This is a genomic window from Novosphingobium sp. (genome assembly GCF_027486195.1).
Classification (GTDB): domain Bacteria; phylum Pseudomonadota; class Alphaproteobacteria; order Sphingomonadales; family Sphingomonadaceae; genus Novosphingobium.
On record NZ_JAIXPP010000086.1, the window covers coordinates 49,277 to 73,488 of the forward strand.

Here is a 24,212-nt window from a genome sequence, read left to right on the forward strand (position 1 = left end):
TCTATTCTTCCTCACCCGCACCCTTGCCGAGTTCGGCCTTGAGCAGGAATGCATTCCTGGTTGCGACCTGGCTGCCGCTGGCGAGGCCCTTCAGGATTTCGACGCGGCCGTTGCTGCGCTGCCCGATCGTGACGGTCTGAGCCGTAAAGCCCTGTGCAGTCCGCACGAATACGACGTCGCGTCCCTCGAGTGTCTGCACCGCATCCTCCGGCACCACCATCCCGCTGGACGTGCCCGCACGGCTTGGCAGCAATCGGACCCGCACCGCGAGGCCCGGCTGAAGCGCCCCGGGTACATCGAGGACTGCGGTGGCCAGACGCGTATCGTTGGCAAGTCCCGGCGTGACGGCACGCACCTTTGCCTCCACTGTCCGACCATCGGGCAATTCTATGATCGCTCGATCACCTGGCGAGAGCCGCTGCGCCTCAGTTGGACCGACCGACGCTTCTATCTGGATCTTCGACGCATCCGCGACGCGCATCAGTTCGGTCTCAGGCTGGACAAAGGCGCCGAGGCTGACATTCTCTGAGGTAACACGGCCCGAGATAGGGCTCGACACCAGAACGCCGCGACCGTCCGGCGTCACGCGCGCTGCGCCTGCCGCCACATTGGCGCGGCGCGCCTCTGCGGCGGCCGATGCAGCCTCCGCTTCCGCCTGTTCCAGTTCGACACGTGCAGAAACCTTCTGACTGAACAGATATTGCACGCGCGCGAGCGCCTTTTGCGCAAGCCTGTATCTGGCAGCGGCAGCGGTGCGATCGGCGGCAAGCTGCGCCGCGTCGCGGCTTTCAACGACTGCGAGCGTTTCCCCGGCACGCACGGGATCGCCGAGCCGTTTCAGAAGCCGCGTGACCGCGCCGCCTGCCCGAGCAGTTATGATCGCCTCTCCTTGCGGGGATGCGCTGACGGTCGCCTGCGCGACAATTTCCGCGTCGAGCCCTCCGGGCTTGATCGTCTCTGTGGTGATGCCGGCTTGCCGAACTGCTTGCGCGCTTATCACCACCGTATCAGGGGCCTTTACTTGCCCCGCCACTGCATTGCCGCTTGTTGCTTCCGTTGCGGCGGGTGCGTTTCCGGTCCAGCGTCCGATCCCGAAACCGCCAAGTGCAGCGACAATCGCGACGATCGCGCCGCCTCCTAAAAGGCGCTTATCCAACATCATCGATCATCTCCGGAAGTTGCAGGGGCCGGCGTCGCGAGCCGATCGAGCCTAGCCCGCGCGTCGTGATACGCAGCAAGCGCATCGACGTATGTCTGGCGGGTTTGTGAAAGCGTGCGCTCGGCATCGAGAAGCGCGATCTGGTCGAACTTGCCCTGCGTCCAACCGATCCGGGCGATACGGGCGGCCTCCTGCGCGGCGGCGAGGCCCGGGCCGCCTGCCGCTCGCGCGGTCGCAGCAGCATTTGCGACCTCGGTTTGTGCGCTGGCAATCTGTTGGCGCGTATCGACCACCGCGAGATTGCGCAGCGCAATCGCCTGTGTCTGTTCGGAGCGGGATTGCGCGACAAAGGCGCTACCATTGTTGAAGAACGGGATCGGGATTGCGATACCGACGACAGCGGCGGTGTCGTTTGTCGCCTCCAAGCGGCGGGCAAAGGTGCTGACAGTCAAGTTCGGTACGCGCAGCGATCGTGCGACGCGTACCTGCGCTTCAGCGGTGCGAACATCAGCTTCCGCTGCAGCGAGCGCGAGCGTCGCTTCGACATCGACCGGACGCGGTGGCCCATAGTCATCGATCCGCTCGAACCAGGCGCGATCGAGCGGCCCGGTCACTGGCGTCGCAAGCAATGTTTCAAGATTGGTTCGTGCCGCCTGTGCCTGCCGGGCAGCGCTGTCGGCCGCAACCCGCGCGTTGATGCGCAGCACGTCGGCGCGCTGTTGCTCGATGGGACCGACGTCGCCGGCCTTGACGCGCTCGCTAGACACGCGGAACGCGTTGTTGGCGATTCCGGCCTGTTCGCTGAGCACCTCGGCGCGGCGTTCGGCAGCTGCGGCTTCGATATAGAGCTGCGTAATCCGCAAGCGGAGATCCGCTCTCGCGATTTCAACCTGAAGCTGTGCACGGCTCAGCCGCGCAGTCGCCAACGCGACACGTGCCGGCCGCTTGCCTCCCAACTCCAGTGGGAGTGAGACACCCACCGTCGTTTCGGCACTCCGCAGACCCCTGTAGACGCCGCTGCCAGCGATGTTCTCGACCTGCGCCTGCACCTCGGGGTTTGGGCGCACGGCGGCAACGCGCCGCGCCGCGGTCGCGGCGTCAACGCCGGCTGTAGCCGCCGCGACCGAAGGAAGGGGTGCCAAAGTGATGCCTCTTGGCTCCGATGCTATGCCGCTGTTGATGGCCGCCGTTGGGGCTGATGGCACGCCGCCAGCAGCAAGGGCATTCTCGAGCGAGAACGCATCAGCCGTTTGCGACGAAGTGGTCGCCGCCGGGACGCCGGGCGGCGGTGTTGTCTGCGCCTCGGCCGTACCGGCCAAGGTCGCCGCGACCATAACGGCCGCGATTGTGCGATACATAGATAATGACTCCTGACGAACCGAGTTCGCCCCGCACGGCCTTGGCCGGCGGGGTCAGCGGATCGTCAGGCTTGCGGGGGCCTTAGCGCCGGGTCGGCGGTAGAAAGTGGCCGCATGGAGTGACTCGCGACGATAGGGGCGAGCCGCTGATCGCGCATGAGTGCGGCATTGCTGGCCTTAACCGGCGCTGCGACGTGGTCGCCGTGGCAACCGCCGTGATGGTGAGGATAGCCTTTGTCGCCATCGGATGGCACCTGATCGGCGTCTCCAGGCACATGACCTGGAGCCACTTCGTCAACGCCTGTCACACTTGATAAAACGCTGACTTCCGGCCGTTCCAGCACGTGCGCTGTCGCCGTCGTCCCCAAGGAGAGGACAACCAAGCAAGCAAGGATGATCAGCAGACGTCGCACACACGATGCTCTAACAGCAAAGCGGATCGCGGGATAGTCCCGCACACGCCATGAAGAAAATGAAGTGGTCACCGCAAAATCTCGGGCGAGACCGAGCGCGTTTCGCGCCACGCCGGAATCGCTTTTGCCAGCACCCGCCACGCTGATCGCAGGAAGATGATCGCGATGATTCCACCGACCGCGATATCCGGCCATGCTGCGCTGGTCGCCGCCACCAGCCCGGCCGCGATCAGCACGCCGATGTTGGATGCAACATCATTGCGCGAGCATTCGAACGTGCTCGCCATATTCACGTTCTCGGACCGGAACCGCCACAGCATGGAGAGGCACATCAGATTGGCGACGAGCGCGGCACTACCGAACGCGAGCATCAGGGTCGACGAGGGCGGTACGCCGTTCACCATCTTGTCGATGATCTCGACAACTACCGCGATGCCGAAGAAGAGGATGATGCCGCCCTTGACGAGCGCGGCTCCGGCTTCCCAGCGAGGCCCGCGGGTCAAAGCGTAGAGGCTGAGCGCATAAACAGCGGCATCGCCGAGCATGTCGATCGAGTCCGCCATCAGCGCGGACGAACGCGCGAAGACGCCGCCGCCAAACTCGGCCACGAACATCACGAAATTGATGGTCATGACGATGATCAGCACACGCCGCTGATCGGCCTTTTGGCCGAGCTGCGCGATCGTATCGCCTTTTCTGGAACAACAGTCGTCCGCCACCATTTCACTCGATTCCCGTGTCAGACCCTCTATATGAACCCTCATGTCACTAGAGGGTCAAGGGTTTTTGCCGTGAAGATTGGCTACATTGCAAAGCGGACCGGATTGAAGGTCGAGACCGTTCGCTTCTACGAGGCCGAAGGATTGGTCGAAGCGCCGCTCCGCAGCGGCGGCAACTATCGACTTTATGATAAGTCGCATCTCGATCGTTTGTCGTTCATCAAGCGGTCACGCGATCTTGGGTTCACGCTCGATCAGGTTCGTGACCTTCTGCGCTTGGCGGATGACCCTCGCGGATCATGCGATGCGGTCGACGCGATGGCCGTGATGCACATCGCGGAAATCGATCGCAAGCTCGCCGACCTGCATGCCCTGCGCGACGAGATAGCCAGATGGGGTCGCTGCGACGCCACGACAATCGCCGATTGCCGGTTGATCGACGCGTTGTCGTCGGGTGCATCTGATCGCCGACGGGTGTAGCAATTGGGGGGTCTGTGCCCCCCCTGTGAGCTTCGCTGTGGCGGCTTGCCAATTACGCGTCCGCCAGCTGGGTTGAAGGTTCTTTGGCAGCCGTCCGTTTTGCCAATATTCGGAACATGAGCGCCGAGATTGCCGGAAGGACGAGCAGCGTCAGCGCCGTCGAGGTGATAAGGCCTCCGATCACCACAGTGGCCAGCGGCCGCTGTACCTCCGCTCCGGTGCCGGTAGCGAGCGCCATCGGGATGAAGCCGAGGCTCGCAACCAGAGCCGTCATCAAAACCGGCCGTACACGTTCCATCGCGCCGCCAATGATGGCTCCGTCGATGTCTTCGCCGTCGTCAAGCTGTTTGCGGATCGCGCTCATCATCACCAGTCCGTTGAGGACCGCGACCCCCGAAAGCGCAATGAACCCGACCGATGCGGTGATGGAGAAAGGTATCCCCCGCATTGCCAAGGCGAACACACCGCCGGCCAGGGCCATAGGAACGGCCGTGAACACGACCAATGCCGGCCAGGCACCGCCCAGCGCCATGTAGAGCAGCGCGAAGATCAGGATGAAGCAGATCGGCACGACGATCGCCAATCGTTCGGAAGCGGATTGAAGGCTCTCGAACTGGCCGCCCCACTCGATGAAGGTACGTCACATCAGCGATCTTTGCCTGCGCTTCAGCGACGAACCCGCCGAGATCGCGGCCACGCACATTGGCTTGAATGACAACCATGCGCTTGCCGTTCTCTTGGCTGATCTGATTGAGGCCCTCGGTGTAGGTGAAGCGCGCCACTTCGCTGAGCGGGATGGAACGCGCGTTGCCGGCACCGTTGGACGGTAACATGACCGGGATCGAGCCCAGCGTTTCGATATCATCGCGCTGCGCGTCGGGGAGACGCACCACGACATCGAAGCGACGGTCCCCTTCGAATAACATGCCGGCTTCACGTCCTCCCAAGGCAGCCGCAACCGTCGCCGCGACCTCTTCGACCGACAGGCCGAAACGGCCTGCAGCCTGGCGATCGACCTTGATGTCGAAGGTCGGCGCGCCCGACGTCTGTTCCGCCTGCACGTCAGCCGCGCCTGGAATTGTCCGCAGCGCGGTCGCGATGCGGCCTCCCGCCTCGCTCATGGCATCGAGGTCGTCGCCATAGAGCTTGACCGCAACATCAGAGCGGACGCCAGCGATCAGCTCGTTAAAGCGCATCTGGATGGGCTGCTGGATCTCCGTGCGGTTGCCGATCAGCGGCTTCATCCGCTCCTCGATCCGTCGGAGAATATCCTGTTTGGATTTGACTTCGGCGGGCCACTCCTGCTCCGGTTTGGGGATGACATAGGTGTCCGAGGCGTTCGGCGGCATCGGATCGGTACCAAGATCGGCATTGCCGTTCTTTGAAAATACCAGCGCGACCTCTGGCATCGTCTTGAGGGCATTTTCGATCTGGAGTTGCATCGCCGTCGACTGGTCGATCGAGGCGGACGGAATACGAAAGTTGGTGACAGTGATGTCCTTCTCGTCGAGCTGCGGCATGAACTCTTGCCCAAGCGTGCCGAACAGCAAAGCTGCTATCGCAAACACGCCCGCTCCGCCGAGAATGAATGGCATTGGCCGCGCGACGGCGCGGTTGAGCGCCGGCTGATATCTCTCCTTGAACCAGCGGATCGGTTTGACCTCCGTCTCACTGACCTTGCCGGTTACCAGCAGCGCGATCATCGCCGGTACGAACGTGATCGAAAGAATGAACGCGCTAGCGAGCGCCAGCATCAAAGTGATGGCCATCGGCGCGAACGTTTTGCCTTCCACGCCCTGGAAGGTGAGCAAAGGTATGAACACAAGGAAGATGATCGCCTGGCCATAGACGGTCGGCCGGACCATCTCCTGCGCGGCGTAGGTGGTCTCGGTCAGACGTTCGAGCTGGCTCAGCAGCCTGCCTTCCTTGTGCTGTCGTTCGGCGAGGCGCCGGAGGGCGTTTTCAACGATGATGACGGCGCCATCGACGATCAGGCCGAAGTCGAGCGCGCCGAGACTCATCAAATTTCCCGAAACGCCCAGTTCGTTCATGCCCGCTGCGGTCATCAGCATGGTGATCGGGATCACGGCCGCCGTAATGAGAGCTGCGCGGATGTTGCCAAGCAACAGGAACAGAACGACGATGACCAGCAACGCGCCTTCGATCAGGTTCTTCTCGACAGTGGCGATGGTCGCATTCACGAGCTTCGAGCGGTTGTAGGCTTGGCTTGCGACAACGTCCGGCGGCAGCGCCTTGTCGATCTCGACCAGCTTGTCGGCGACGCGATTGGCAACAATGCGGCTGTTCTCGCCAGTCAGCATCAAGATCGTCGAGATGACTGCCTCCGATCCTCCAACGCTGCCCGAACTGGTACGCACCGCGCCACCGATGACGACCTGGCCGACATCCTTCACGCGCACCGGAACGCCGGCGCGTGTGGCAATGACCGCCTCCTCTATGTCGGAGACTGAACGCAACCGCGCGTCGGCCCGGACGAGGAAGGATTCGCCGGCACGGCGGACGTAGTTAGAGCCTGCCGACAGGTTCGACCTCTCGAGCGCATCAGCCAGTTCCGTGACCGGGATACCGTAGGAGGCCAACGCCGTGAGATTGGGCTCGACGACATATTGCTTCACATAGCCCCCGTTGGAATCGACTCCGGCGACGCCCTGAACGGTCCGCATCTGCGGGCGGATAATCCAATCCTGGACCGTGCGCAGATAAGCCGCCTTGGCGACCGCCGTGGTCAGTTTCTCGCCCTCGGGCGTCAGATAGGAACCATCGGACTGCCATCCAGGCTGGCCATCGACGACCTTCACACCCTTGCCGTCGGGATGTTCGAATGCGACGCTGAACATGAAGATCTCGCCAAGCCCCGTGGTCATCGGCGCAAGCTGGGGCTGCACACCGGCGGGCAGACTGTCCTTGGCTTGGGCGAGCCGTTCGGTCACCTGCTGACGCGCGAAATAGATGTTGGTGCTATCCTTGAAGACGGCCGTGACCTGGCTGAATCCGTTGCGCGTGAGCGAGCGGGTCATCTGCAGACCGGGAATGCCGGCAAGCGCGGTCTCGACCGGGAAGGTGACCTGCTTTTCCATATCGACCGGGCCAAGGGTGGGTACGAAGCTGTTGATCTGCACCTGGCGGTTGGTGACGTCGGGGACCGCGTCGATTGGTAGCAATGTGATCTGCCAGGCGCCGAACATGACGACGAGGAAGGTGATGAACGCGACAGCCCATCGCGCTCTGACCGAGAGCCCTAATATCCGCGCGATCATTCCGCCGACTCCTTGCCGAGCTCGGCTTTGAGCAGGAAGGCGTTGGTGGTGGCGACCATCGTGTTTGCAGGGAGGCCGGAGACGATCTCGACCATGCCGCCGCTGCGCGTGCCAACGCGGACTGCCTGCGCTCTAAATCCCTGGCGGGTTCGCACGAACACCACGGTGCGATCCCCGATCGTCTGGACCGCATCCTGCGGTACGCTAACCCCCAATGCCGCATCGCCGCCGCTGGCGAAGATACGCGCTTGGACGAGCTGGCCCGGAACGATCAGACCCGCATCACCGCTCGGCGTCACGACCACCGTTGCTTGCCGCGTCTGCGGGTTGATCACGCCTGTTGCTGAGCGAACCCGGCCTTCGACCTTCTGCCCGTCCTTTGTCGTAAGCTCGACCCTGTCCCCCGCCTTCACGCCTGACGCATCCGCTGCCGGCACGCTCGCCTCGATCTGAAGGCTACGCGGATCGGTGACCCGGAATAACTCGGTTTCGGCCTGGACGAACGCGCCGAGATTGACGGGGGCGGACGTTATGCGGCCAGAGATCGAGCTGACCACCGCAACCGACCTGCCATCGCCCGATACCTTTGCCGCACTGGCTGCGGCGCTTGCCTGGCGCGCTTCTGCTTGGGCTACCGCGAGATTAGCCTCGGCTGTCTCATAGTCGGCGCGCGGAGACACGCCCTGCGCGAGCAAAGTGCGTTCTCGCGCCAACTGTCGGCTTGCAAGCGTAACCCGCGCGGCAGCGGCACTGCGATCGGCTGCAATAGCTGACGCATCGCGGCTCTCGACCAAGGCGATCGTTTCGCCTGCCCTGACCGGATCACCGATCCGCCTGAAGATGCGGGTGACGGTGCCGGCTGCCCGGGCGGTGAGCACCGCTTCGGCGTCGGGCGTTGCTTCGACGGTGGCGCTGGCGAGGATGATGCTGGCGACGCAACCGGCGGCCGCTGGCGCGACGCGAATCCCCGAAATCTTGATACCGTCCTGCGTGATCGCGAGGGTGTCGGGTGAAGTGGTGGAGGCCGTTGCTACCGTCTCCTCTACCGGTGCGGAGGGTCCGGTCAGACGGGCGACGCCGAAACCGGCAAGGGCGGCGAGGGCGAGACCGATCGCGGCCCCGGCATACAGCGTGTTGCGTTCGGGGTTCATTGGATTTCATCTCCGGAAAGGGTGCGGCCCTGAAGGCGAGCGAGTTGCGCGCGCGCCTCGAAACGGGCGACTCGGGCGTCGAGGACGATGCTTCGCGCCTCTCCGAGGCCGCGACGGGCATTCAGCAATTCGACGAGCGGGGACTTGCCGGCTTCATAGGCAATGCGTGCGAGGCGGTAGGTTTCTTCCGCAGTGCCTTGCGCCGCTTCTGCAGCGGCAACCCGCGACTGTGCGGCAACCGTCTGCGCTTGTGCCGCCCGGGCGTCGGCAATTGCATCGTTGCGCGCCATGGCTAACCTGGCGGCGGCGGCCTGTGCCTCCGCTTGCGAGGCGGCGATATTACCGCGGTTGCGATCAAAAATGCTAAGCGGGATCGAGACCCCTGCGGTCAATGCGGTTGCATTCTCGTAATCGAGACGCCGTACCCCGACGATCGCTGTGACATCGGGGATTGCCCGCTTCTGTTCAGCAGCCAAACGTCGCTCGGCGGCCTCTCGCTCCGCCTGAGCCGCGAGATAGGACGAACTCGTCATCGGATCGACCGGACCATAAGCGGGTGCCAAAACGGGCGTGGTCAGCAGGGACTCTGACAATCCAGTAAAGGTCTCCTCGACGCCGGGGAGCGCAGAGAGCTGTGCATAGGCCGCAATGCGATCCGCTTTTGCCCCCTCGAGATCGGCGCTGACTGCATTTAGCGCGGTTTCAGCCTGCAGAGCGCGGAGCCGCGCTTCCTTGCCTGCATCGACCAGGGCGCGAGCGGCCCGCACAATGTTCTGCGCCTGCTCGACCTCGCCTTCGGCCAGAAGCATCCTCTGGTCCGCTACTTCCGCCGCTGCATAAGCGCATGCAAGATCATAAGCATAGCGGATCTTTGCATCCCGATCGCGGGCGCGCGACGCGACGACCCCTGCTTCTCCGGCTGCCATCCTCGCCGAACGCTTGCCGCCGATTTCCAGCGGTTGGCTATATTGCATTGTTGTCTCGGCGCGATCGACCCCGCGAGAAGGCGAGGATCCCGCGACATTCTCGGTGAGAATGCTGACGCTCGGATTGGGCCGCGCGCGGGCTTGGCGCGCAAGGCCTTCAGACCGACGAATATCGGCTTCGCTTTCGACCCGTCGGGGTGCGTCGGCGGTCTGCCGCAGAAGTGTAGCGAACGGCGGCGCCACTTGCGCCTGTGTGGGTCCGCACAGCGCCGCGATACACGTCGCCACCATCATGCCGGACACCACGCGACGCGGCAGCCGGCCCATAAAGGCTCTCATAATCTCATCCCCGGAAAAGGCTGCAATGACGGCACGCGCTATGCGCGTCGGGTCAGCCTCGCGGAGGTCGCAGGATAGCCAAGGGAGCTATAGGGCGGGCCGCTTTGGCTGCCGCAATTGTCCAGATTTCGGAGACTGGCTTCATGAATGCCGCGACCACAAGTGGTGAAGGCACAACGATGGTCTGCAGCACTGCGTGAGCCGCAAGATGGATCAAATCGGCCGTGTCCGGCCGCTCGACCGGAGTGTAATCCGGATGATCTCGATCTGTGGTGGCTACCTGGTCAGGACCCTGGACGTGCCCTTCGACGTCATGCCATGTGGTCAGCGAAACCATCCCAAAAAGTGCCAGAATGGCCGTTAGCACGATAAGTTTTTGGCTACCGAAGGCCCGCACGGAAGTGTGCAATCTGATCGATGGAGCCAACACTCAATCAAATTTATCGGAAACACGGTCGACCCACAAGCGCGCCGCTCGGTAGCGATCATGGTGGTCCAGCGGCCGCTATTGCCGGAGCCCAAGCTGATCGAAGTCTTCTCTGACGAAAGCATATGCTTGTGCCTCGTAATGATCACCGCGCGGATGAGATCGATTTCGACCGGGCCGCGTGATGTACTCATGTGGCTAGTCAATATTAACCATTCTTTAATTCAACAACAATCCAAATACTTCCCGGAGTTCTTGACATAAGCCCGATGGTAGCTTCCTGATATCTGAGAGATATCTGCTATAGAGTGAAGTTACCAAGCTCGAGCATATCAGAATAGTTCAGAATTGATTGATTCATTCCAATTTATGTGTTGAAAACGAGATCGTTTTAAGTTAGAGTTCTTGATCTTTGATCTCCACAACTGGTAAAAACTTATGGCATAGAAGCAGGCAGGGTTAGAAATGCGCTGAGAGCGTTTGTTGTCAAGCAGGGCGAGAAAGTGACGTGGCGGGCAAAGTTCTACCGTAGCTGCAAAGCATACTTGCTCTCGCTTTTCATGCTGGGTAAGCTATCTCTGCGGTTCCCAAGCCATGCCGAAAGGTGTGGTTATGAAATTCTACCTCAGCGCAGCGCTTATCGCGCTTAGCTCCCAAGCGGCAGGCCAAGAGGCCAAGCTTGAAGATTTCTCGAGCAGCACAGCTTCCGAATTCTCGCTCCTGGTGCCCGGAATGGCTGTCAAAAGCCCGACCGCGCAGCCGGAGGTGAAGCAGCTCGTTCCCGAGAGTGAAACGACTGCCTTTACGGGGGAGGCGATCACGCCTGTCAGCCCCGCGACGCCGTTGTTCTACATCCCGTCCTGGATGAGACGCGGAAGCTCTGCCGTCATTCCCACGCGGGTGAACGCATCCGACTTCGGGCCAGATCCCGATTGCCTCTCTGGAGGCTATTTCCCGCGCTATGACCTGTCCGATTTGGCCCAATTGCGCCGCCATCTCTATTTCCGCCACGTCGCTGCAGCAGCTTGCGAAGCCGGCGTTCCTGTGCGGCTGTTTGACGCGCTCGTTGCTCATGAAAGCCGCTACCAGCCCTTTGCGCGCAGTCCTGCCGGTGCGATGGGCATGGCACAACTGATGCCGGGGACCGCAAGCTATCTTGGCGTTTCAGATCCTTGGGACCCTGTCGAAAACCTCCGCGGGGGAGCGCGTTACCTGCGTGAGCAGCTCGATCGCTATGGCTCGTGGCATCTTGCTTTGGCTGCGTACAATGCGGGTCCGGGCAACGTCGACAGGCATGGCGGAGTTCCGCCCTTTGCTGAAACGCGGAGCTATGTCCGCACCATACTTGCGTCGCTCAGCGGCGGCACTGCCGCGCCAGTCTCGCTTGCCCGACTTGGAGCGGAGAACCCCTTCAGGTCGGTCAGCCTTCTCGCGTTCGCTGGACGGTCAGATGTCCCAGAAAACTGAGAAGCCGATGGTGGAGGCATAGTACAGGCTGATGGCCAGGATCACCGGTGTGCCTGTGAGATAGTTGGCTTGCCAGCGCAGCCATAGCTTCGGAATTAGCAATGCCTTGTCGAGCGTGCTGGCGCGAGGCGGAGCCCATCGGCCAGTGCGCCAGTCATTGAGGGTCACGAAGGTCGAAAGTGCGGCGCAGATCAGCGCCATGATGCCGACCGCAATATAGAGCGATGTCCAGGCAATGAGCGCTTCTTGCTTCACCGGCAGACTGGTCCCTGATCCTCGAGCCGATTGCTCCGCAACGCGAGCTTGGCGGCGAACATGTTCCAAGCTGTGTGACCATATCACCAATGGATCTGCGACGCTTCTGCTAAGCGTGGGCGCTTGGCTGATGCTGCAGTTCGCTTGCTCAGCCGAATGAGCGGTCAAACAGCGCAGGGTCGTGCCGCCGTGCTTCTAGCGCTGTATGGTGCCTGGCTATAGCGCTCGAGGTGCGCTGCGCGATGCCGTGGCAAAGGGCTTCGCGGATCGGCTCAAAAGTCCCATCGCACGCGGCCATCTCTTCGCTGAGCTGGAGCGCCAGAGCAATGGCAAGTTGGGCAGAGGTTTCGCAGCAGGGGTCTTCATAGGACTCTGGGCTGACAAAGCAGTGGACAGCGATCGCTGCTCTGACGGGATCGATGCCAAGCCGTTCGTTGATCCGATTAAACTCGGCTGTCGACACACTGCCATCAGCGATGCGCTCGAACAGACCGCTGCGGTGGCTGCTCTTGATGATCCCCTCATCGACAAGCTTACGGAGACTGACGCCCTGCCGGTTCATCTGGTACTTGATCAAATCGGCGTACTCAGCTTGCAGCTTATGACAGCTCTTGCGCTCGTTTGGGTTCGCCCCCTGACCCATCCTTGCCTCCGTCAATTCTCCCTATGCAACTGCATGATGTGAATTCTAAAACGCGGCGTTGGCAAGAGAAATTTGGCGCAGACTGATGGCGAGGGCGCAGAAGATCACCGTCTCACGCACACCGCACTGGTCTCCCGTGACTTCTCCGAGGCGGGCCTTGAGGGTGTCAAATTCGGCATTCAGAGCGCCGCTTAATCTGAGATAGATCCTTACCCGCCCATCGCAGGGCCGGTGCCGGTTGAATGCGGCGAGCAACTCCTGATTGGAAAGATCTGGGGCGCGGATCACATCTGTGATCACATCTCTAAGGCGCTGAAATTTCGACCGTTCTATTGTCAGCCATTTGATGGCGTCCGCAATGATCACAAAAGCATCCCGACTCACCAGCAGTTCGTGGACGACCTCTTTTCCGCTGGCCATTGCGTTTCCTCCCGCCATTGTTCGCTACTGATCGGGGCCCCTTGGCGTCGGTTCCTTATCGCCTCGCCGAGCGGCTGCAACGATTCGGACCGGTGGTATGAGAAACAGACCCACGTGGTCATGGATTCAGGACCAGGGTGGCGTGCTGGTGATACCACGTGGTCCTGAATCCATGACCACGTGGTCCTAAAAATCGAGCCACCCGGTATCAAAAATCGGACCACCTGGCATCAAAAACAGTGATTCGCGGACTTCTCCGACTTCGCTCTACACAACAGTGATTGAGAAAACCTTTCGGCTGCGGCCCCTTTGGTGACGACGCACCGCGTCATTTGGTCAACCAGAAGGGGAAGACAATGAAGGTCCACGATCTCAAGCAGGCAGGGGGGACGTTCGCCGTCGCCCTTGCTGTCGCCGCCGCCATGAGCGTCTTCGGTATCGAAGCTGCCATGGCCGGCACGGATGCCACGTTCAATACGGCGCTCACGCGGTTCACCGGCTTCCTTCAGGGGTCGGGCGGACGGATCATCACGGTGCTTTCGCTCGCCGGCGGCATCGTTGCCATGGCCAGCGGGCGTTTCTCGCTCGGCCAGGTCGCGATCCCCGTCGGCGTCGGCGTGGGCGCTGGCACCGGCGTGCCGATCGTCACTTCCACGGTCACAGCGACGATCTGAGCAAGAGCACAGGTCATCGCGAACGGGGGCGCTGCTCCATCACCCGCATGGGAATGGCAGCAAACCTTTCTGGCGGAGACGATCTTTGGACAAGTATTCCATCCCAAAGCATCTCGACGATCCCGAACTGATCGGGTTCTGGTCGCTTGATGAATTCCTCGTGCTGGTGATCCCGTTCACCTGGGGAATTCTGGCGCAGCATGTTGTCATAGGCCTGCTTCTGGCCGTTGCTGCATGGCTTGGGTACCGCAAACTCAAAGCTGGGCGCTCGATGTATTGGGTCCTGCATTTTGCCTATTGGCATTTGCCGGGTGAATTCTTCGGTCTGAAGGTCGCTCCGCCTTCCCACTTGCGTGTGATGGCGGGCTGACATGGAACTTTCATTCGCACACGAGGCGTCGCAGCGGACCCTCAAGCAGCGCAACATTCTGGCTCTGGCCTGCATCATTCTGGGCGCCCTGGTGCTGGTGATGTTCGTCGCGGCAACGACGCGGGACCGGGAGGTTGTCCTTCAGCCGATCCTCCCCAGCGAAATGGTGCTGAGCTCAGCGGCGGTCAGCCCCGAATATCTCGAGGCGGTGACCCGCGACACGGCACAGCTTGCGCTCAATCGGTCACCTGAGAACCTGCAGTACTGGCTCGACGGGCTCATTGCGATTGCCGCGCCCGAGGCGCGCGGTCCGCTCAAGGCCAACCTTCTCAAGATCATCGATGAGCAACAGGACTCGCAGGTCACCCAGTTCATCACGATCGACTGGATCCGCACGGACCCCGAGAACCTGACCAGTCAGGTCGGCGGCGTGCTCCATACGATCGTCGGATCGCGCGACGTCCGCCGCGAACACAAGATCTTCGAATTCCATTGGCAGCACACCGGCGTCTCGCTCCGCCTCAAGGGCTTTGGCGTGGTCGTCAAGAAGGAGCAGGAACAATGAACCCGATTGTGCCTTCGTTGCTGATTGCGACCGGCAGCGTCCTCGCTTCCCGCATTGACTGCCAGCTCCTTCGCTTGTGCGGGGTCGTACTGGTCGGCGGTGCGCTCGCTCTGACCGCCGTTCCGGCTCTCGCCGACGAGCATATTCTGGCAGCCGACAATGGCGAGGTGCGCTGCCAGGCGTCGAAGTCGGACCTTACCCGGATTTCGCTGAAGGATGACCAGTTCGTCTCGGTCTCGCGTGTCCAGGCGGGTGTTCCGCAGGAAGACTTCTCGATCGTGCACGAGCCGACCCGCGGCGACATCTATCTTTCCGTTCCGGACGGCTATTCCAAGCGAAAGATTTCGTTCTTCGGGACGACGCGCCGTGGCTTCGTCTACAAGTTCGACTGCGAGGTATCGGGTGAAGCGGCGCTGCAGGTCTTCATCGCCAATGCGGATCTCGAAAACCCACAGGGTGCGCCGCAGTCGATCGAGGCCTCTGCAACGCTCGATGACCGTGCGGTCTCGCTCGTCCGGGCCATGTTCGAGCAGCGCCGCGTTGCGGGTTTCGAGATCAGCGATGCTGCCCGTGCCCCGGTCAATGTCGGCGATCTCAAGGTCCAGTTGGTCAGCGAGTATCGCAGCCCGGCCATGACCGGGAAGGTCCTGCGCATCGAGAACAATGGCTCTGAGCCGATGACGCTCAAGGAAGAGATCATCGCCGGAGACGGCGCGATCGCGGTCAGCATTTCCAATCCCAACCTCGCCAGCGGCCAGGCCACCGCCGCTTACGTCGTCGTACCGTCAGGAGGGTAAGTCAGATGGATTTCCTCAAGCGCAAACCCAAGGACCTCGATGCCAGCGAGGCTGAGGAACATGACACCCTCGATGCGAGTGGTGCCATTGCAGAGAACTCACTGGTCCAGAAGCGGCAGAAGATGCTGATGTTCGGTCTTGCCGGCGTGATCGCGGTGGCTGGGGCCATGTATGTCCTCGACACCGAGGAGACCATCGAAGAGGCGACGGAGAAGGGGGCCAAGACAACTGTCTCGACCGATGCACTTCTGAACCGGCAGCGCGTCGATCAGGAATGGGTCGCGATGTACGAGGGCGAGATGAACTCGACCGACGTGCGTCTCAAGGGCCTTGAGGCGCAGGGCGCGCAGTTCGCCCAGATGCAATCCGAGATCGAGGCGCTGCGCGGCGAAAATGCGGCCATGGCGCGCGATGGCCAGCGTGTCCTTGAAGCCTACGAGCGCGAGAACGAGCAACTGCGCCAGCAAGTCCAGAGGGGCAACGCGCGGCCGACAGCGCCAGGACCTGTCGCGGCGGCCCGCGAGATGGGCGTGCCGGCGTCACCAGAGGCCGGAGCGGCAGAAGCCCCGCCCGTGCGCCGCGGTAGCGACGTCCAGATGGTCTCGTTCACGTCAGCAAGCGGGACGGCATCGCGTATCGACCCGACAAAGTCGCCCGCCGTCTATACGGACTCGCCCAACTATCTGCCCCCGAATTCGATTGCCAAGGCAACGGTGGTGGTCGGCGTCGATGCCACGACCAATACGCGCAGCCAGAGCGATCCGCTCCCCGTCCTGCTCCGGATCACCGGGCCCGCGCGCTCGGTCTACGGGGATGGGAAGCTCCTCGCGACCCGGGTGCAGGGGTGCATGGTCAACGGAGCAGCCTACGGGGACCTCTCCTCGGAGAAGGTCTATGTGAAGCTGCAGCGTATGACATGCGCGCAGCCGGGCGGCCGCTTTGCGGTATCGGAGGTCAAGGGGTTCATCGCGTTCGGCGGCAAAGTGGGCGTGCGCGGCCGCGTGGTTAGCCGCGAGGGCTCACTGACCACCCAGGCTTTTCTGGCAGGTCTCGTGAGCGGCGTCGGTAACGCGCTCAGTGAAGGGTTCAATCAGCCGATCATCGCGGGCGAGGGCCGACGGACCCCCGGCGCTGGCGAAATCGGGCTGCGTGCCCTGGGCGGCGGCGGACAGCAGGCCGGCACTACGGTCTCTGAATATCTCATCGAGCGCGCCGAGCAATATCAGCCGGTTGTCGAGATGCCCACCGGGGCCGCAGTCGAGGTCGTCTTCCTCGACGGCACTTTCATCAGAAACTGAGGGGACCACCATGGAGCGTAAATGGAAGACATGGCAGATCGCGGCAGCCGGAGGACTGGCAGCCAGTGGCTTAGCCGCGATCGCGGCCGTTGCTCATGCCTCGGCGGCGAGTGACCCCGCTTCGATCCAGGCAGCGCTGACCAAGCGCCTGCCCAAGACCGAGATCACATCAATCGACTGCAAGTCCATCGACGGCGTCTGCGAGATCCAGGCCCGCCAGAACCTGTTCTACATCGACCATAGCGCGCGCTACCTGATTATCGGGCGCGTCTACGACATGGAGACCAAACAGGACCTCACGGCTGCCCGTCTCCTCCAGATGAACCCTGACATGCTTGTCGGCGGTGCCGGTGCAAGCGATGAGCCCGAGGCCAAGCCGCAGGCAGGCGCTACTGGTTCGCCGTCAGCAGCAACCGATGCCCGGATTGATCCGGCAGCCCTTGCGACCTTGCCGAAGAACGGCAGCATCGTGATGGGCCGTGGAACCAGGACCATAACGGTCTTCAGCGACTTTCGCTGCGGCTACTGCAAGCGGCTTCACGAGACGCTGGGGACCCTCAATGTCAAGGTGATCGAGCGCCCGATCTCGGTGCTCGGCACAAGGCCAATCTCGGAGGCCGTGATCTGCGCACCCGACCGGCGCCGGGCAGTAACCCAGGCGTACGAGGGCGGGGCGGTCACATCTGCAGGATCGTGTGACACCAGCGGGCTCGATGCCAACGAGGCCTTCGCAAGGCAGCACGGCTTCAGCGGGACGCCGGTCATCGTCCGCGAAGATGGCGCGGTTCTCCACGGCTACCGCCCGCGCGACTTTCTGCTCAGCTGGATCGAAGGAAAAGCATCATGATGCACAGAAATCTGCGTTCGCAAGCTGCCATGGTCGCTGCGGTCCTCGGGGGCCTGCTGTCGGGTTGCTCGACGCTTGGGACTAATGTCAGCGCGAACTTCCGCTGCAATGCGCCCGACGGCATCTGCGCCCCATCGTCCGTGATCGACGATACTGCGCTTGCCCGGATCGAAGAGACGAGTTCGGCCGACCTTCTCAATCCCGCCGGCCCCTACCGGATGGATGACGGGATCGATGCGCCTGTCCACGACACGCATCTGGCAAGTGCGGTGCCTTTGGCGCGCAGCGCCCCGCGCTATCAACTCTCTGTGGTCTTCCCCGGTTTCACCGATGCCAGCGGCACGACGCATGCGCGCCGGGTCGTGAGCACCGAAGCACTGCTTCCCGGACGCGGGGACGCGATGGAACAGATTGCTCAGCGGGGTCCGAAGGTTGCGCGCAGTCGCGGTCTTCTTGCCGCAGCAGAAAGCGCTCCGCCTTTGCTCGCGGCGTTGCCGGAGGGGAGCGACGCAAAGCCCGATCCTCGCAAGGGCGCGGCCGGGACTGAGGTCGCCACGGCCGACGCGAAGAATCCGATCGCCGAGATTCAGGCGGAGGTTGCGCAGCGGCTTTCTGCCAAGGGATCCCGCGCCCGGCCCAAGCCTGCCGCTTTCAGCGGCGTCGTGGAGTAAGGCGCGATGTTGGGCTCGCTCGTCGATCTCGTTGTGGGAGACAGCCGCAAGCCGGAGCGCAGCGCCCGCGCGCCTGATGTGCCGATGCTGTCGCATTTTCTCGGCTATCGCTCCTTCGACGAGGAGAAGCGCATCTTCCACCAGGTCCGTTCGAAGGGCTTCATTCTTGAGCTTGCACCGCTCGTGGGCGCGAATGACCGGGTCAGTGAGATCATCGGCACGATCTTCTCCGATATTCTTCAGCCCGGAACGCGGTTCAGCGTGACCAACTTCTCAAGTCCCAGGGTAGCCGAGATGCTGCAGGCCTGGGCGCTGCCCCGCTTCACGGCTTCGGGCGTCTTCCGGACATTGGCACGCCACCGCCTCGACAAACTGCTTGGCGGTGCCTGGTCAACGCTCGCGAGCGATGGACCATTTTTCGTGCGCAATTTTCGTGTCGTGATGTCGGTGGGCATTGGGCAAGCGTCCAGTCTCACCAATGATGACCTCGTCACGATGCGCGACGGGATCATTTCGGCGCTGGAATCGATCAACGTTCCGGTCCGGCAGTTCGCGCCGATCGATCTCATCCGCTTGTTCGACGAGATCCTCGCGCCATCAAACGGTGCCGGAGACGAGGTCCCTGACTACAACCGGTTCGATCCGATCAACGAGCAATGTGTCCGGCGCGACCTGGTGACGCATGTCGAGAAGGACCGCCTTGTCCTCCATGCTCAATCGCTGCGGCCGACGGGGGCGGTCGCATCAGGTGTCCCCGAACTGAAGGACTTTGTGCCCGAGCGGTTCGACGTCCGTACCATGGCCGTGCGAGGATTCCCTGATCGCTGGGCACCCTGGGATACCCAGAAGATCATCGGCGACATCTTCAATCCCAAGCTCAGTCTTCCCTGCCCGGTGCTTCAGACGGTCTGCGGGATCATCCCGGGCCCGGAATCCTCGGAGGCAAGGGCAGGGTACAAGTTCGCGCGAACGACATCGCTGGCCGATGGCAAGGGCGTCAAGCTCGTCCCCAAGCTGCGCACCGAGGCCGCCGAATGGCAGTTCGTGGCCGACAGGGTCAAGCAGGGCGAGAAGCTGGTCTCCTGCTACTATGCCGTCTCGATCATCGCGCCCAAGGGCCGGGGCGAGCCCTGCGAGCGCACGCTGAAAGCGCTCTACAAGGCCACGGGATGGGACCTGATCGACGAGACCCATATCCAGTTGCCCGCCTTTATGGCGCACTTCCCGCTGCTGCTTGCCGACGGGCTCGACCATGATCTGAAGCGCATGAAGCGCCTGCGGACGATGCGCTCGGCCAATGTTGCAGCGATCGCGCCGATCCAGGGAGAGTATGTCGGGGGGAATATTCCGCATCTGCTGTTCATTGGCAGGCGCGGTCAACCGCAGTTCTGGTCGCCGTTCCAGAATACTGCCGGCAATCACAATGTTGCGATTGCAGGCAAGTCCGGTTCGGGCAAATCGGTTCTCCTCCAGGATCTGACAGCGAGCTTTGCAGGGGTTGGAGCCAAGACCATCGTGATCGACGATGGCCGCAGCTTCGAGCATATGGCCAAGGCTCTTGGCGGCACGTTCACCGAGTTCAAGCTGTCCTCGGGCATCTCGATCAACCCGTTCCGGATGATCGATGAGCATCTTGCGCGCGAGGACGATGACTATCTGGTCGACTGCCTCGCGATGCTCAAATCGATCATCGCCCAGATGGCGCGCAATGAGACCCGGCTGAACGACACCGAACGGGGGCTTATCGACCAGGCGGTCAACCTCGTCTGGCAAGAGCATGGCCGTGACGGGACTGTCGACCATGTGATCGCGGCGCTCGGGGAGGCCCGGCACCCTTGTGCCTATGATCTTGCAACCTCGCTCCTGCCGTTCGCGGCCAAGGGCACTTTCGGCCGCTTCTTTCTGGGCGATGCCAACCTTGACCTGTCCGCTGATCTGACGGTTTTCGAGCTCTCTGATCTTGCGACCCGCGAGGAGCTGCGCGGCGTTGTTCTCACGTCGATCATGTTCATCGCCTCGCAGGTCATGCGCCGGATGGACCGCGCGACGCCGAAGCCTTTGATCATCGATGAGGCCTGGCAGATGCTCAAGGGCGGTGCGATGGCCGACTTCGTCGAGACCTATTCGCGCACGTGCCGAAAGTACGGCGGGGCGCTGATCACGGCCACCCAGTCGATTCACGATTACTACAAGTCGGAAGGCTCGCGGGCCGCGCTCGAAAACTCTGACTGGTTCCTGATCCTCCAGCAAAAGGGCGAGACCATCTCGGACTTCCGCAACTCGGATCGCTTCGAGATGGACAACCTTACCGAGGCGCTGCTGCGCTCGCTGAAGCGCAATGGCACCGATTATTCGGATATCTTCATCCGCGGGCCCGATACCGAAAGCATCGGACGGCTCGTCCTCGACCGCTATTCAGCAGCACTCTACTCATCGAGCCCCGACGTCTTCGCGCGGATTGAGGCAAACATCGAGCGCGGGATGGCGATGCACGACGCGATCGAGGCCGTCGCATTTCCTGAGGGACACCAGCAAGCGGAGGCGGCGGAATGATCGCGTTGCCTCGTACTGGGCAGAGGGCGGATCTTGTCCAGCGCGGCCAGGACACGCTGCTTGTCGCCCTGCGCCTCGCAGGGTGGGGCGCGACGACCTTGCTCGCGGCGCTCGGCACGGGGCTGCTCGTGTTCGTTGCGCTGGGCAGTTTCACCTTTGCAGGGCTGATGCTGCAGCTCGGCAACCTCGCATCGCGGTTCGCAGCAGCTGGCCCTGCCAGACAGAGTGAATTCGAGGCCCTCGTGCTGGCCATCTTCGCGACTGTCGTGGCGCTCACCGCCTTTTTCCGCCGCGCGAGCCTTCGCGCTGCCCTTACCGTGCCTCTTGTTACTGGGGGAGAGGATCAATGAGAGATCTGTTTGATGAGCTGCCACCGGCCCACGAGGCTGTCTCGACAGCGGCGCGAAAACCGACCGGAACGCTCATGCGACGCCGTTTTGCCGGCATGTCGACGCGGGAACTGGTCTTGCTTGTAGCCGGCATCGCCATGTTCATCTGGGGCGCCTGGGTGACACGGAACATCGCAGCTTCGCCGGACTCGAGGCAGGAGTTCGTCCAGCTGCAGCTTCAGGGGATCATCGGCGAATATCTGCAGGCGCAGTCCCGTTCTAGCGCGGACGAAACGACGGCTGCACGCGAGACGGCTGTCTTCATGGCGGCGCTCGATGAAACTGTCGCCAGCCTCTCCAAGAGCGGCAAAGTCGTGCTGGTTCACGAGGCCATCGTTGGCGGCAATGTGCCGGACGTGACGCAAAGCGTGAAGGCTGCCGTTTATGCCAAGGTCCCGCGGCCGACGCCCGCTCAAGCGATGCAGGGCATGGGATCGGGCGTGAGACCAAAGGGCTCCGCTGCAAATGCGGCCCGCGTCGAATCCGAGATGCAGGCCTTCATGGCCGCGAATGGCGGAGGGCAGGGTGGTGGAGCGCGCTGATTCCAAGGGCCTTTCGCTCGTACAGAAGCTCGCGGTCATCGCCGTGCTGAGCTCCCTCGCGATGGGCTTCAGTGCGCTGGCCCGGTGGAGCGGAACGCACGCCCTCATGGTCAATGCTTCGGACTCGCTTCCAAACTGGGCCTTCCTGGTGGAGAGCGGCCGCTTCCCGAAGCGCGGCGACTACGTGATCTTTCATCCGGGCCATGACCGGGTGACGACCAAGTACTTTGGTACCAACCCGCCTCCTTTTGCGAAGATCGCGGTCGGTTTGCCGGGAGACGTCGTGACGCGGCGGGGCGCAGACGTTCTGGTCAATGGTCAGCTGGTTGCATCGCTGAAGCCTGTGACCAAGCGCGGCGACGCGCTCGAGGCAGGCCCTCTGGGCATAGTGCCAAAGGGCTGCATCTTTGCAGCGACCTCGCACAAGGACGGGTTCGACAGCCGCTACGCGCATATCGGCTTTGTCTGCCGCGACCGTCTGGTTGGCACCGGAAGGGCAATCCTGTGAGGGGCGGGCCTGTGAAGCGCGGAATCCTTCTTGCGGTGCTGACGCCGTTCGCGATCGGTGCAGGCGTGCCCGTTCCGCCCACGCGCGTGGGCGTCGATCATGGACAAATGGGTCAGACCTGGCCCGTTATCGAGCCTGACCTCCTGGCGGTCATCAAGGCCCGTCTCGATACGGCGCAGGCGAGCGGCAAGATTGATGCGCTGAACCGCCAGTTTGCCGAGAAGGTCACGCAGCGGGTCATGCAGCCGGTGGCTGTTGCCGGGATGAGCCCTGCGGGTGAGACCCGCAGCTGGGAGTTTGATCCTGCCATCGTGGTCGAGAACGACATTCGCGACGATCGCGGCAATCTCATTGCTGTCGCAGGTCAGCGCGTCAATCCGCTGAGCTATACGGGTCTTTCGAAGAAGCTCGTCTTCATCAATGGCAACGATCCAGCAGAGCTCGCCTGGGCCATGCAGCGGGGAGGCGATGAAGCGGCCAAGATCATCTTCGTCGACGGCTCGCCGTTCACCCAGATGCAAACGCATCGCCGACGCTTCTACTTCGACCAAGATGGGCGCCTGATAACGCATTTCGGTATCCGCCACACGCCGGCCGTGGTCGAGCGCAAGGGTGATCTGCTGCAGGTCACCGAGCATGTCATCCGCCGCAAGGGGCAGCCGACATGACCGGGTGGCGCGATCTTTTGCCGGTCCCGCTCGCTGCCCCCGAAACGCCGATGCTGCGAGGCGCCCGCATCCGAGTGATCATGGGCTGCGCAGTGCTCTCCGCAACAGTTCTCTTCTTTGGCGAGCTGCGCACGTTGTCACGCCCTCTGGCGTTTCCCTGGCTGGGCGCCACCGTCACCTTTGTCATCGTTCAGGGTTGGCTCTGGCTGAAGGCCAAAAATGCGGCCGACGATGCGTGGCTCATGCAGGGCAGGGAGGACCAGGATGCTGGGTAGGCTTCTGGCTCCCATCGTGGCTCTGCTGGTAGCAGCGCTGGCAACGCCGGCAGCGGCTCAAGGTCTTCCGGCCGGGCCTGGCCGCTGCTCGGGCAGCTTCGTCAATCCTGTCACCGATGTGTGTTGGGGTTGCATGTTCCCGCTCTCGCTCGGCTCGCTCAAAATCTGGCCGTCCTCCCGGGCCGACACCAAGAATCCGGACCTCCCGATCTGTGCGTGCGGCACTCCTGTTCCGCGCATTGGCCTCGCGATGGGTTTCTGGGAGCCGGTGCGGCTCGTCGACGTCACGACAAAGCCCTGGTGTTTCCCCAATCTCGGCGGGATCAAACTCAATCCCGGTTTCTCGATCGGCAATGGCTATGCCTCCGATTCCTCACAGGTTGGCGGTCAGGCGCAGAACAGCGCCAAGTACCACGTCCATTACTACATCTACCCGCTGCTCTACTGGCTAGAGGTCGTCACGGACTTCCTGTGCCTCGAGGCGAGCTCCTTCGATGTTGCCTATCTGAGTGAGATTGATCCCCTTTGGCAGGATGATGAGCTGACCACTCTGCTCAATCCCGAGGCGGCCCTGTTTACTTCGCCGTTGGCGCAAGCCGCCTGCTCGGCCGATTGCATTTCGGCGAGCGCAAAGCTGCCGATGGATGAGCTGTTCTGGTGCTCGGGCTGTCAGGGTCCGATGTACCCGATGAACGGCAACATCGGCGCGAACGTTGGCATGAAGCAATCTGCCCGGCTCGCGGCCGAGCGGATGATCTACAAGATGCACCGGCAGGGCCTGGCCTGGGGCACCAGCGGTCCGAAGGCGCTGTGCTCCAAGTATCTCATGCCGATCCTCAAGAAGAGCCAGTACCGCCTGCAGCAGGTGAACCCAACCGCAATGGTGAGCGGACGCGAGGCCTGTTCGCCCATCGGCGCCACAACGCTCTTGCCCAAGGCGGGTCAGGTCTACCCTGTGAAGGGTGAAGACGTGGGCTTCCTTGTCTGGCGCAAGCGCAACTGCTGCGTCCTTTAGCCGGG

General features: G+C 62.4%; 25 protein-coding genes and 1 pseudogene. 17 read left to right on the forward strand and 9 right to left on the reverse strand.

The genetic code is table 11. The annotated features are described in order from the left end of the window. Window position 1: 1 nt before the first annotated feature. On the reverse strand, window positions 2-1,159 hold the full coding sequence (locus tag Q0071_RS15625) for an efflux RND transporter periplasmic adaptor subunit (RefSeq protein ID WP_292633129.1): 1,158 nt from the start codon (window positions 1,157-1,159) through the stop codon (window positions 2-4). Continuing rightward, entirely contained in the window at window positions 1,159-2,517 is a 1,359-nt protein-coding gene (locus Q0071_RS15630) for a TolC family protein (RefSeq protein WP_292633081.1), read from the reverse strand. The genes Q0071_RS15625 and Q0071_RS15630 overlap by 1 nt, the downstream gene beginning before the upstream one ends. 119 nt (window positions 2,518-2,636) lie before the next feature. Here Q0071_RS15630 and Q0071_RS15635 point away from each other — a divergent pair, with 119 nt between their 5' ends. After that, the gene (locus Q0071_RS15635) at window positions 2,637-2,831 is read left to right on the forward strand and encodes a hypothetical protein (protein WP_292633079.1); all 195 of its coding nucleotides are present in this window, start codon (window positions 2,637-2,639) and stop codon (window positions 2,829-2,831) included. Window positions 2,832-2,998: 167 nt separating this feature from the next. On the opposite strand, the gene Q0071_RS15640 is transcribed toward Q0071_RS15635, so the two are convergent. Continuing rightward, window positions 2,999-3,649 (reverse strand): cation transporter, encoded by a 651-nt coding sequence (locus Q0071_RS15640; protein ID WP_292633126.1) that lies wholly within the window; start codon window positions 3,647-3,649, stop codon window positions 2,999-3,001. Window positions 3,650-3,721: 72 nt separating this feature from the next. Here Q0071_RS15640 and Q0071_RS15645 point away from each other — a divergent pair, with 72 nt between their 5' ends. Continuing rightward, entirely contained in the window at window positions 3,722-4,129 is a 408-nt protein-coding gene (locus Q0071_RS15645; protein ID WP_292633077.1) for a helix-turn-helix domain-containing protein, read from the forward strand. Window positions 4,130-4,181: 52 nt separating this feature from the next. Here the strand turns inward: Q0071_RS15645 and Q0071_RS15650 are convergent. The 3 genes and pseudogenes from Q0071_RS15650 to Q0071_RS15660 all read right to left on the reverse strand — a co-directional run bounded on the left by Q0071_RS15650 (window position 4,182) and on the right by Q0071_RS15660 (window position 9,778). Beyond that, window positions 4,182-7,407: pseudogene (locus tag Q0071_RS15650) on the reverse strand (CusA/CzcA family heavy metal efflux RND transporter). After that, complete coding sequence (locus Q0071_RS15655) at window positions 7,404-8,558, reverse strand: efflux RND transporter periplasmic adaptor subunit (RefSeq protein WP_292944700.1); 1,155 nt, start codon at window positions 8,556-8,558, stop codon at window positions 7,404-7,406. Before Q0071_RS15655 ends, Q0071_RS15650 begins: the two are co-directional and overlap by 4 nt. Continuing rightward, window positions 8,555-9,778, reverse strand: coding sequence for a TolC family protein (locus Q0071_RS15660; protein ID WP_298171436.1), 1,224 nt, complete (start codon window positions 9,776-9,778; stop codon window positions 8,555-8,557). Before Q0071_RS15660 ends, Q0071_RS15655 begins: the two co-directional genes overlap by 4 nt. Before the next feature lie 1,084 nt (window positions 9,779-10,862). Between Q0071_RS15660 and Q0071_RS15665 the strand changes: the two genes are divergently transcribed. After that, window positions 10,863-11,717, forward strand: a complete 855-nt coding sequence (locus Q0071_RS15665; RefSeq protein WP_298171439.1) for a lytic transglycosylase domain-containing protein — start codon at window positions 10,863-10,865, stop codon at window positions 11,715-11,717. Here the strand turns inward: Q0071_RS15665 and Q0071_RS15670 are convergent. The 3 genes from Q0071_RS15670 to Q0071_RS15680 all read right to left on the reverse strand — a co-directional run bounded on the left by Q0071_RS15670 (window position 11,697) and on the right by Q0071_RS15680 (window position 13,035). After that, complete coding sequence (locus Q0071_RS15670; RefSeq protein WP_298171442.1) at window positions 11,697-11,972, reverse strand: hypothetical protein; 276 nt, start codon at window positions 11,970-11,972, stop codon at window positions 11,697-11,699. The two genes, Q0071_RS15665 and Q0071_RS15670, sit on opposite strands and share 21 nt — an antisense overlap. Window positions 11,973-12,120: 148 nt before the next feature. Further along, the gene (locus Q0071_RS15675) at window positions 12,121-12,615 is read right to left on the reverse strand and encodes a hypothetical protein (RefSeq protein ID WP_217373643.1); all 495 of its coding nucleotides are present in this window, start codon (window positions 12,613-12,615) and stop codon (window positions 12,121-12,123) included. 45 nt (window positions 12,616-12,660) lie between these two features. Beyond that, complete coding sequence (locus Q0071_RS15680) at window positions 12,661-13,035, reverse strand: hypothetical protein (RefSeq protein ID WP_298171445.1); 375 nt, start codon at window positions 13,033-13,035, stop codon at window positions 12,661-12,663. Between the two features lie 422 nt (window positions 13,036-13,457). Here Q0071_RS15680 and Q0071_RS15685 point away from each other — a divergent pair, with 422 nt between their 5' ends. From Q0071_RS15685 to traU, 14 genes are all read left to right on the forward strand, one after another. Further along, complete coding sequence (locus Q0071_RS15685) at window positions 13,458-13,709, forward strand: hypothetical protein (protein ID WP_231729329.1); 252 nt, start codon at window positions 13,458-13,460, stop codon at window positions 13,707-13,709. 85 nt (window positions 13,710-13,794) lie between these two features. Then, window positions 13,795-14,079 carry a type IV conjugative transfer system protein TraL gene (traL, locus tag Q0071_RS15690; RefSeq protein ID WP_039330815.1) on the forward strand — a complete coding sequence of 95 codons (285 nt, stop codon included), beginning with the start codon at window positions 13,795-13,797 and terminating at the stop codon, window positions 14,077-14,079. Window position 14,080: 1 nt separating this feature from the next. After that, entirely contained in the window at window positions 14,081-14,644 is a 564-nt protein-coding gene (locus Q0071_RS15695; RefSeq protein WP_292944124.1) for a type IV conjugative transfer system protein TraE, read from the forward strand. Further along, entirely contained in the window at window positions 14,641-15,441 is an 801-nt protein-coding gene (locus Q0071_RS15700; RefSeq protein WP_298171454.1) for a type-F conjugative transfer system secretin TraK, read from the forward strand. The genes Q0071_RS15695 and Q0071_RS15700 overlap by 4 nt, the downstream gene beginning before the upstream one ends. Window positions 15,442-15,446: 5 nt before the next feature. Beyond that, entirely contained in the window at window positions 15,447-16,739 is a 1,293-nt protein-coding gene (locus tag Q0071_RS15705; protein WP_039330809.1) for a TrbI/VirB10 family protein, read from the forward strand. 10 nt (window positions 16,740-16,749) lie between these two features. Then, complete coding sequence (locus tag Q0071_RS15710) at window positions 16,750-17,586, forward strand: DsbC family protein (RefSeq protein ID WP_298171459.1); 837 nt, start codon at window positions 16,750-16,752, stop codon at window positions 17,584-17,586. Next, the gene (locus Q0071_RS15715; protein WP_298171462.1) at window positions 17,583-18,257 is read left to right on the forward strand and encodes a hypothetical protein; all 675 of its coding nucleotides are present in this window, start codon (window positions 17,583-17,585) and stop codon (window positions 18,255-18,257) included. Before Q0071_RS15710 ends, Q0071_RS15715 begins: the two co-directional genes overlap by 4 nt. A gap of 6 nt (window positions 18,258-18,263) precedes the next feature. Continuing rightward, window positions 18,264-20,810, forward strand: coding sequence for a type IV secretion system protein TraC (gene traC, locus Q0071_RS15720; protein ID WP_072383909.1), 2,547 nt, complete (start codon window positions 18,264-18,266; stop codon window positions 20,808-20,810). Next, window positions 20,807-21,160 (forward strand): hypothetical protein, encoded by a 354-nt coding sequence (locus Q0071_RS15725; RefSeq protein WP_072383910.1) that lies wholly within the window; start codon window positions 20,807-20,809, stop codon window positions 21,158-21,160. The genes traC and Q0071_RS15725 overlap by 4 nt, the downstream gene beginning before the upstream one ends. Beyond that, entirely contained in the window at window positions 21,157-21,741 is a 585-nt protein-coding gene (locus tag Q0071_RS15730) for a TrbI F-type domain-containing protein (protein WP_083554914.1), read from the forward strand. The genes Q0071_RS15725 and Q0071_RS15730 overlap by 4 nt, the downstream gene beginning before the upstream one ends. Further along, window positions 21,728-22,249, forward strand: coding sequence for a S26 family signal peptidase (locus tag Q0071_RS15735; protein WP_253185917.1), 522 nt, complete (start codon window positions 21,728-21,730; stop codon window positions 22,247-22,249). Before Q0071_RS15730 ends, Q0071_RS15735 begins: the two co-directional genes overlap by 14 nt. A gap of 11 nt (window positions 22,250-22,260) precedes the next feature. Further along, entirely contained in the window at window positions 22,261-22,917 is a 657-nt protein-coding gene (traW, locus tag Q0071_RS15740; RefSeq protein ID WP_072383913.1) for a type-F conjugative transfer system protein TraW, read from the forward strand. Next, window positions 22,914-23,192, forward strand: coding sequence for a hypothetical protein (locus Q0071_RS15745; protein WP_039330803.1), 279 nt, complete (start codon window positions 22,914-22,916; stop codon window positions 23,190-23,192). Before traW ends, Q0071_RS15745 begins: the two co-directional genes overlap by 4 nt. Further along, entirely contained in the window at window positions 23,182-24,207 is a 1,026-nt protein-coding gene (gene traU / locus Q0071_RS15750; protein WP_072383914.1) for a conjugal transfer pilus assembly protein TraU, read from the forward strand. Before Q0071_RS15745 ends, traU begins: the two co-directional genes overlap by 11 nt. Window positions 24,208-24,212: the final 5 nt, after the last annotated feature.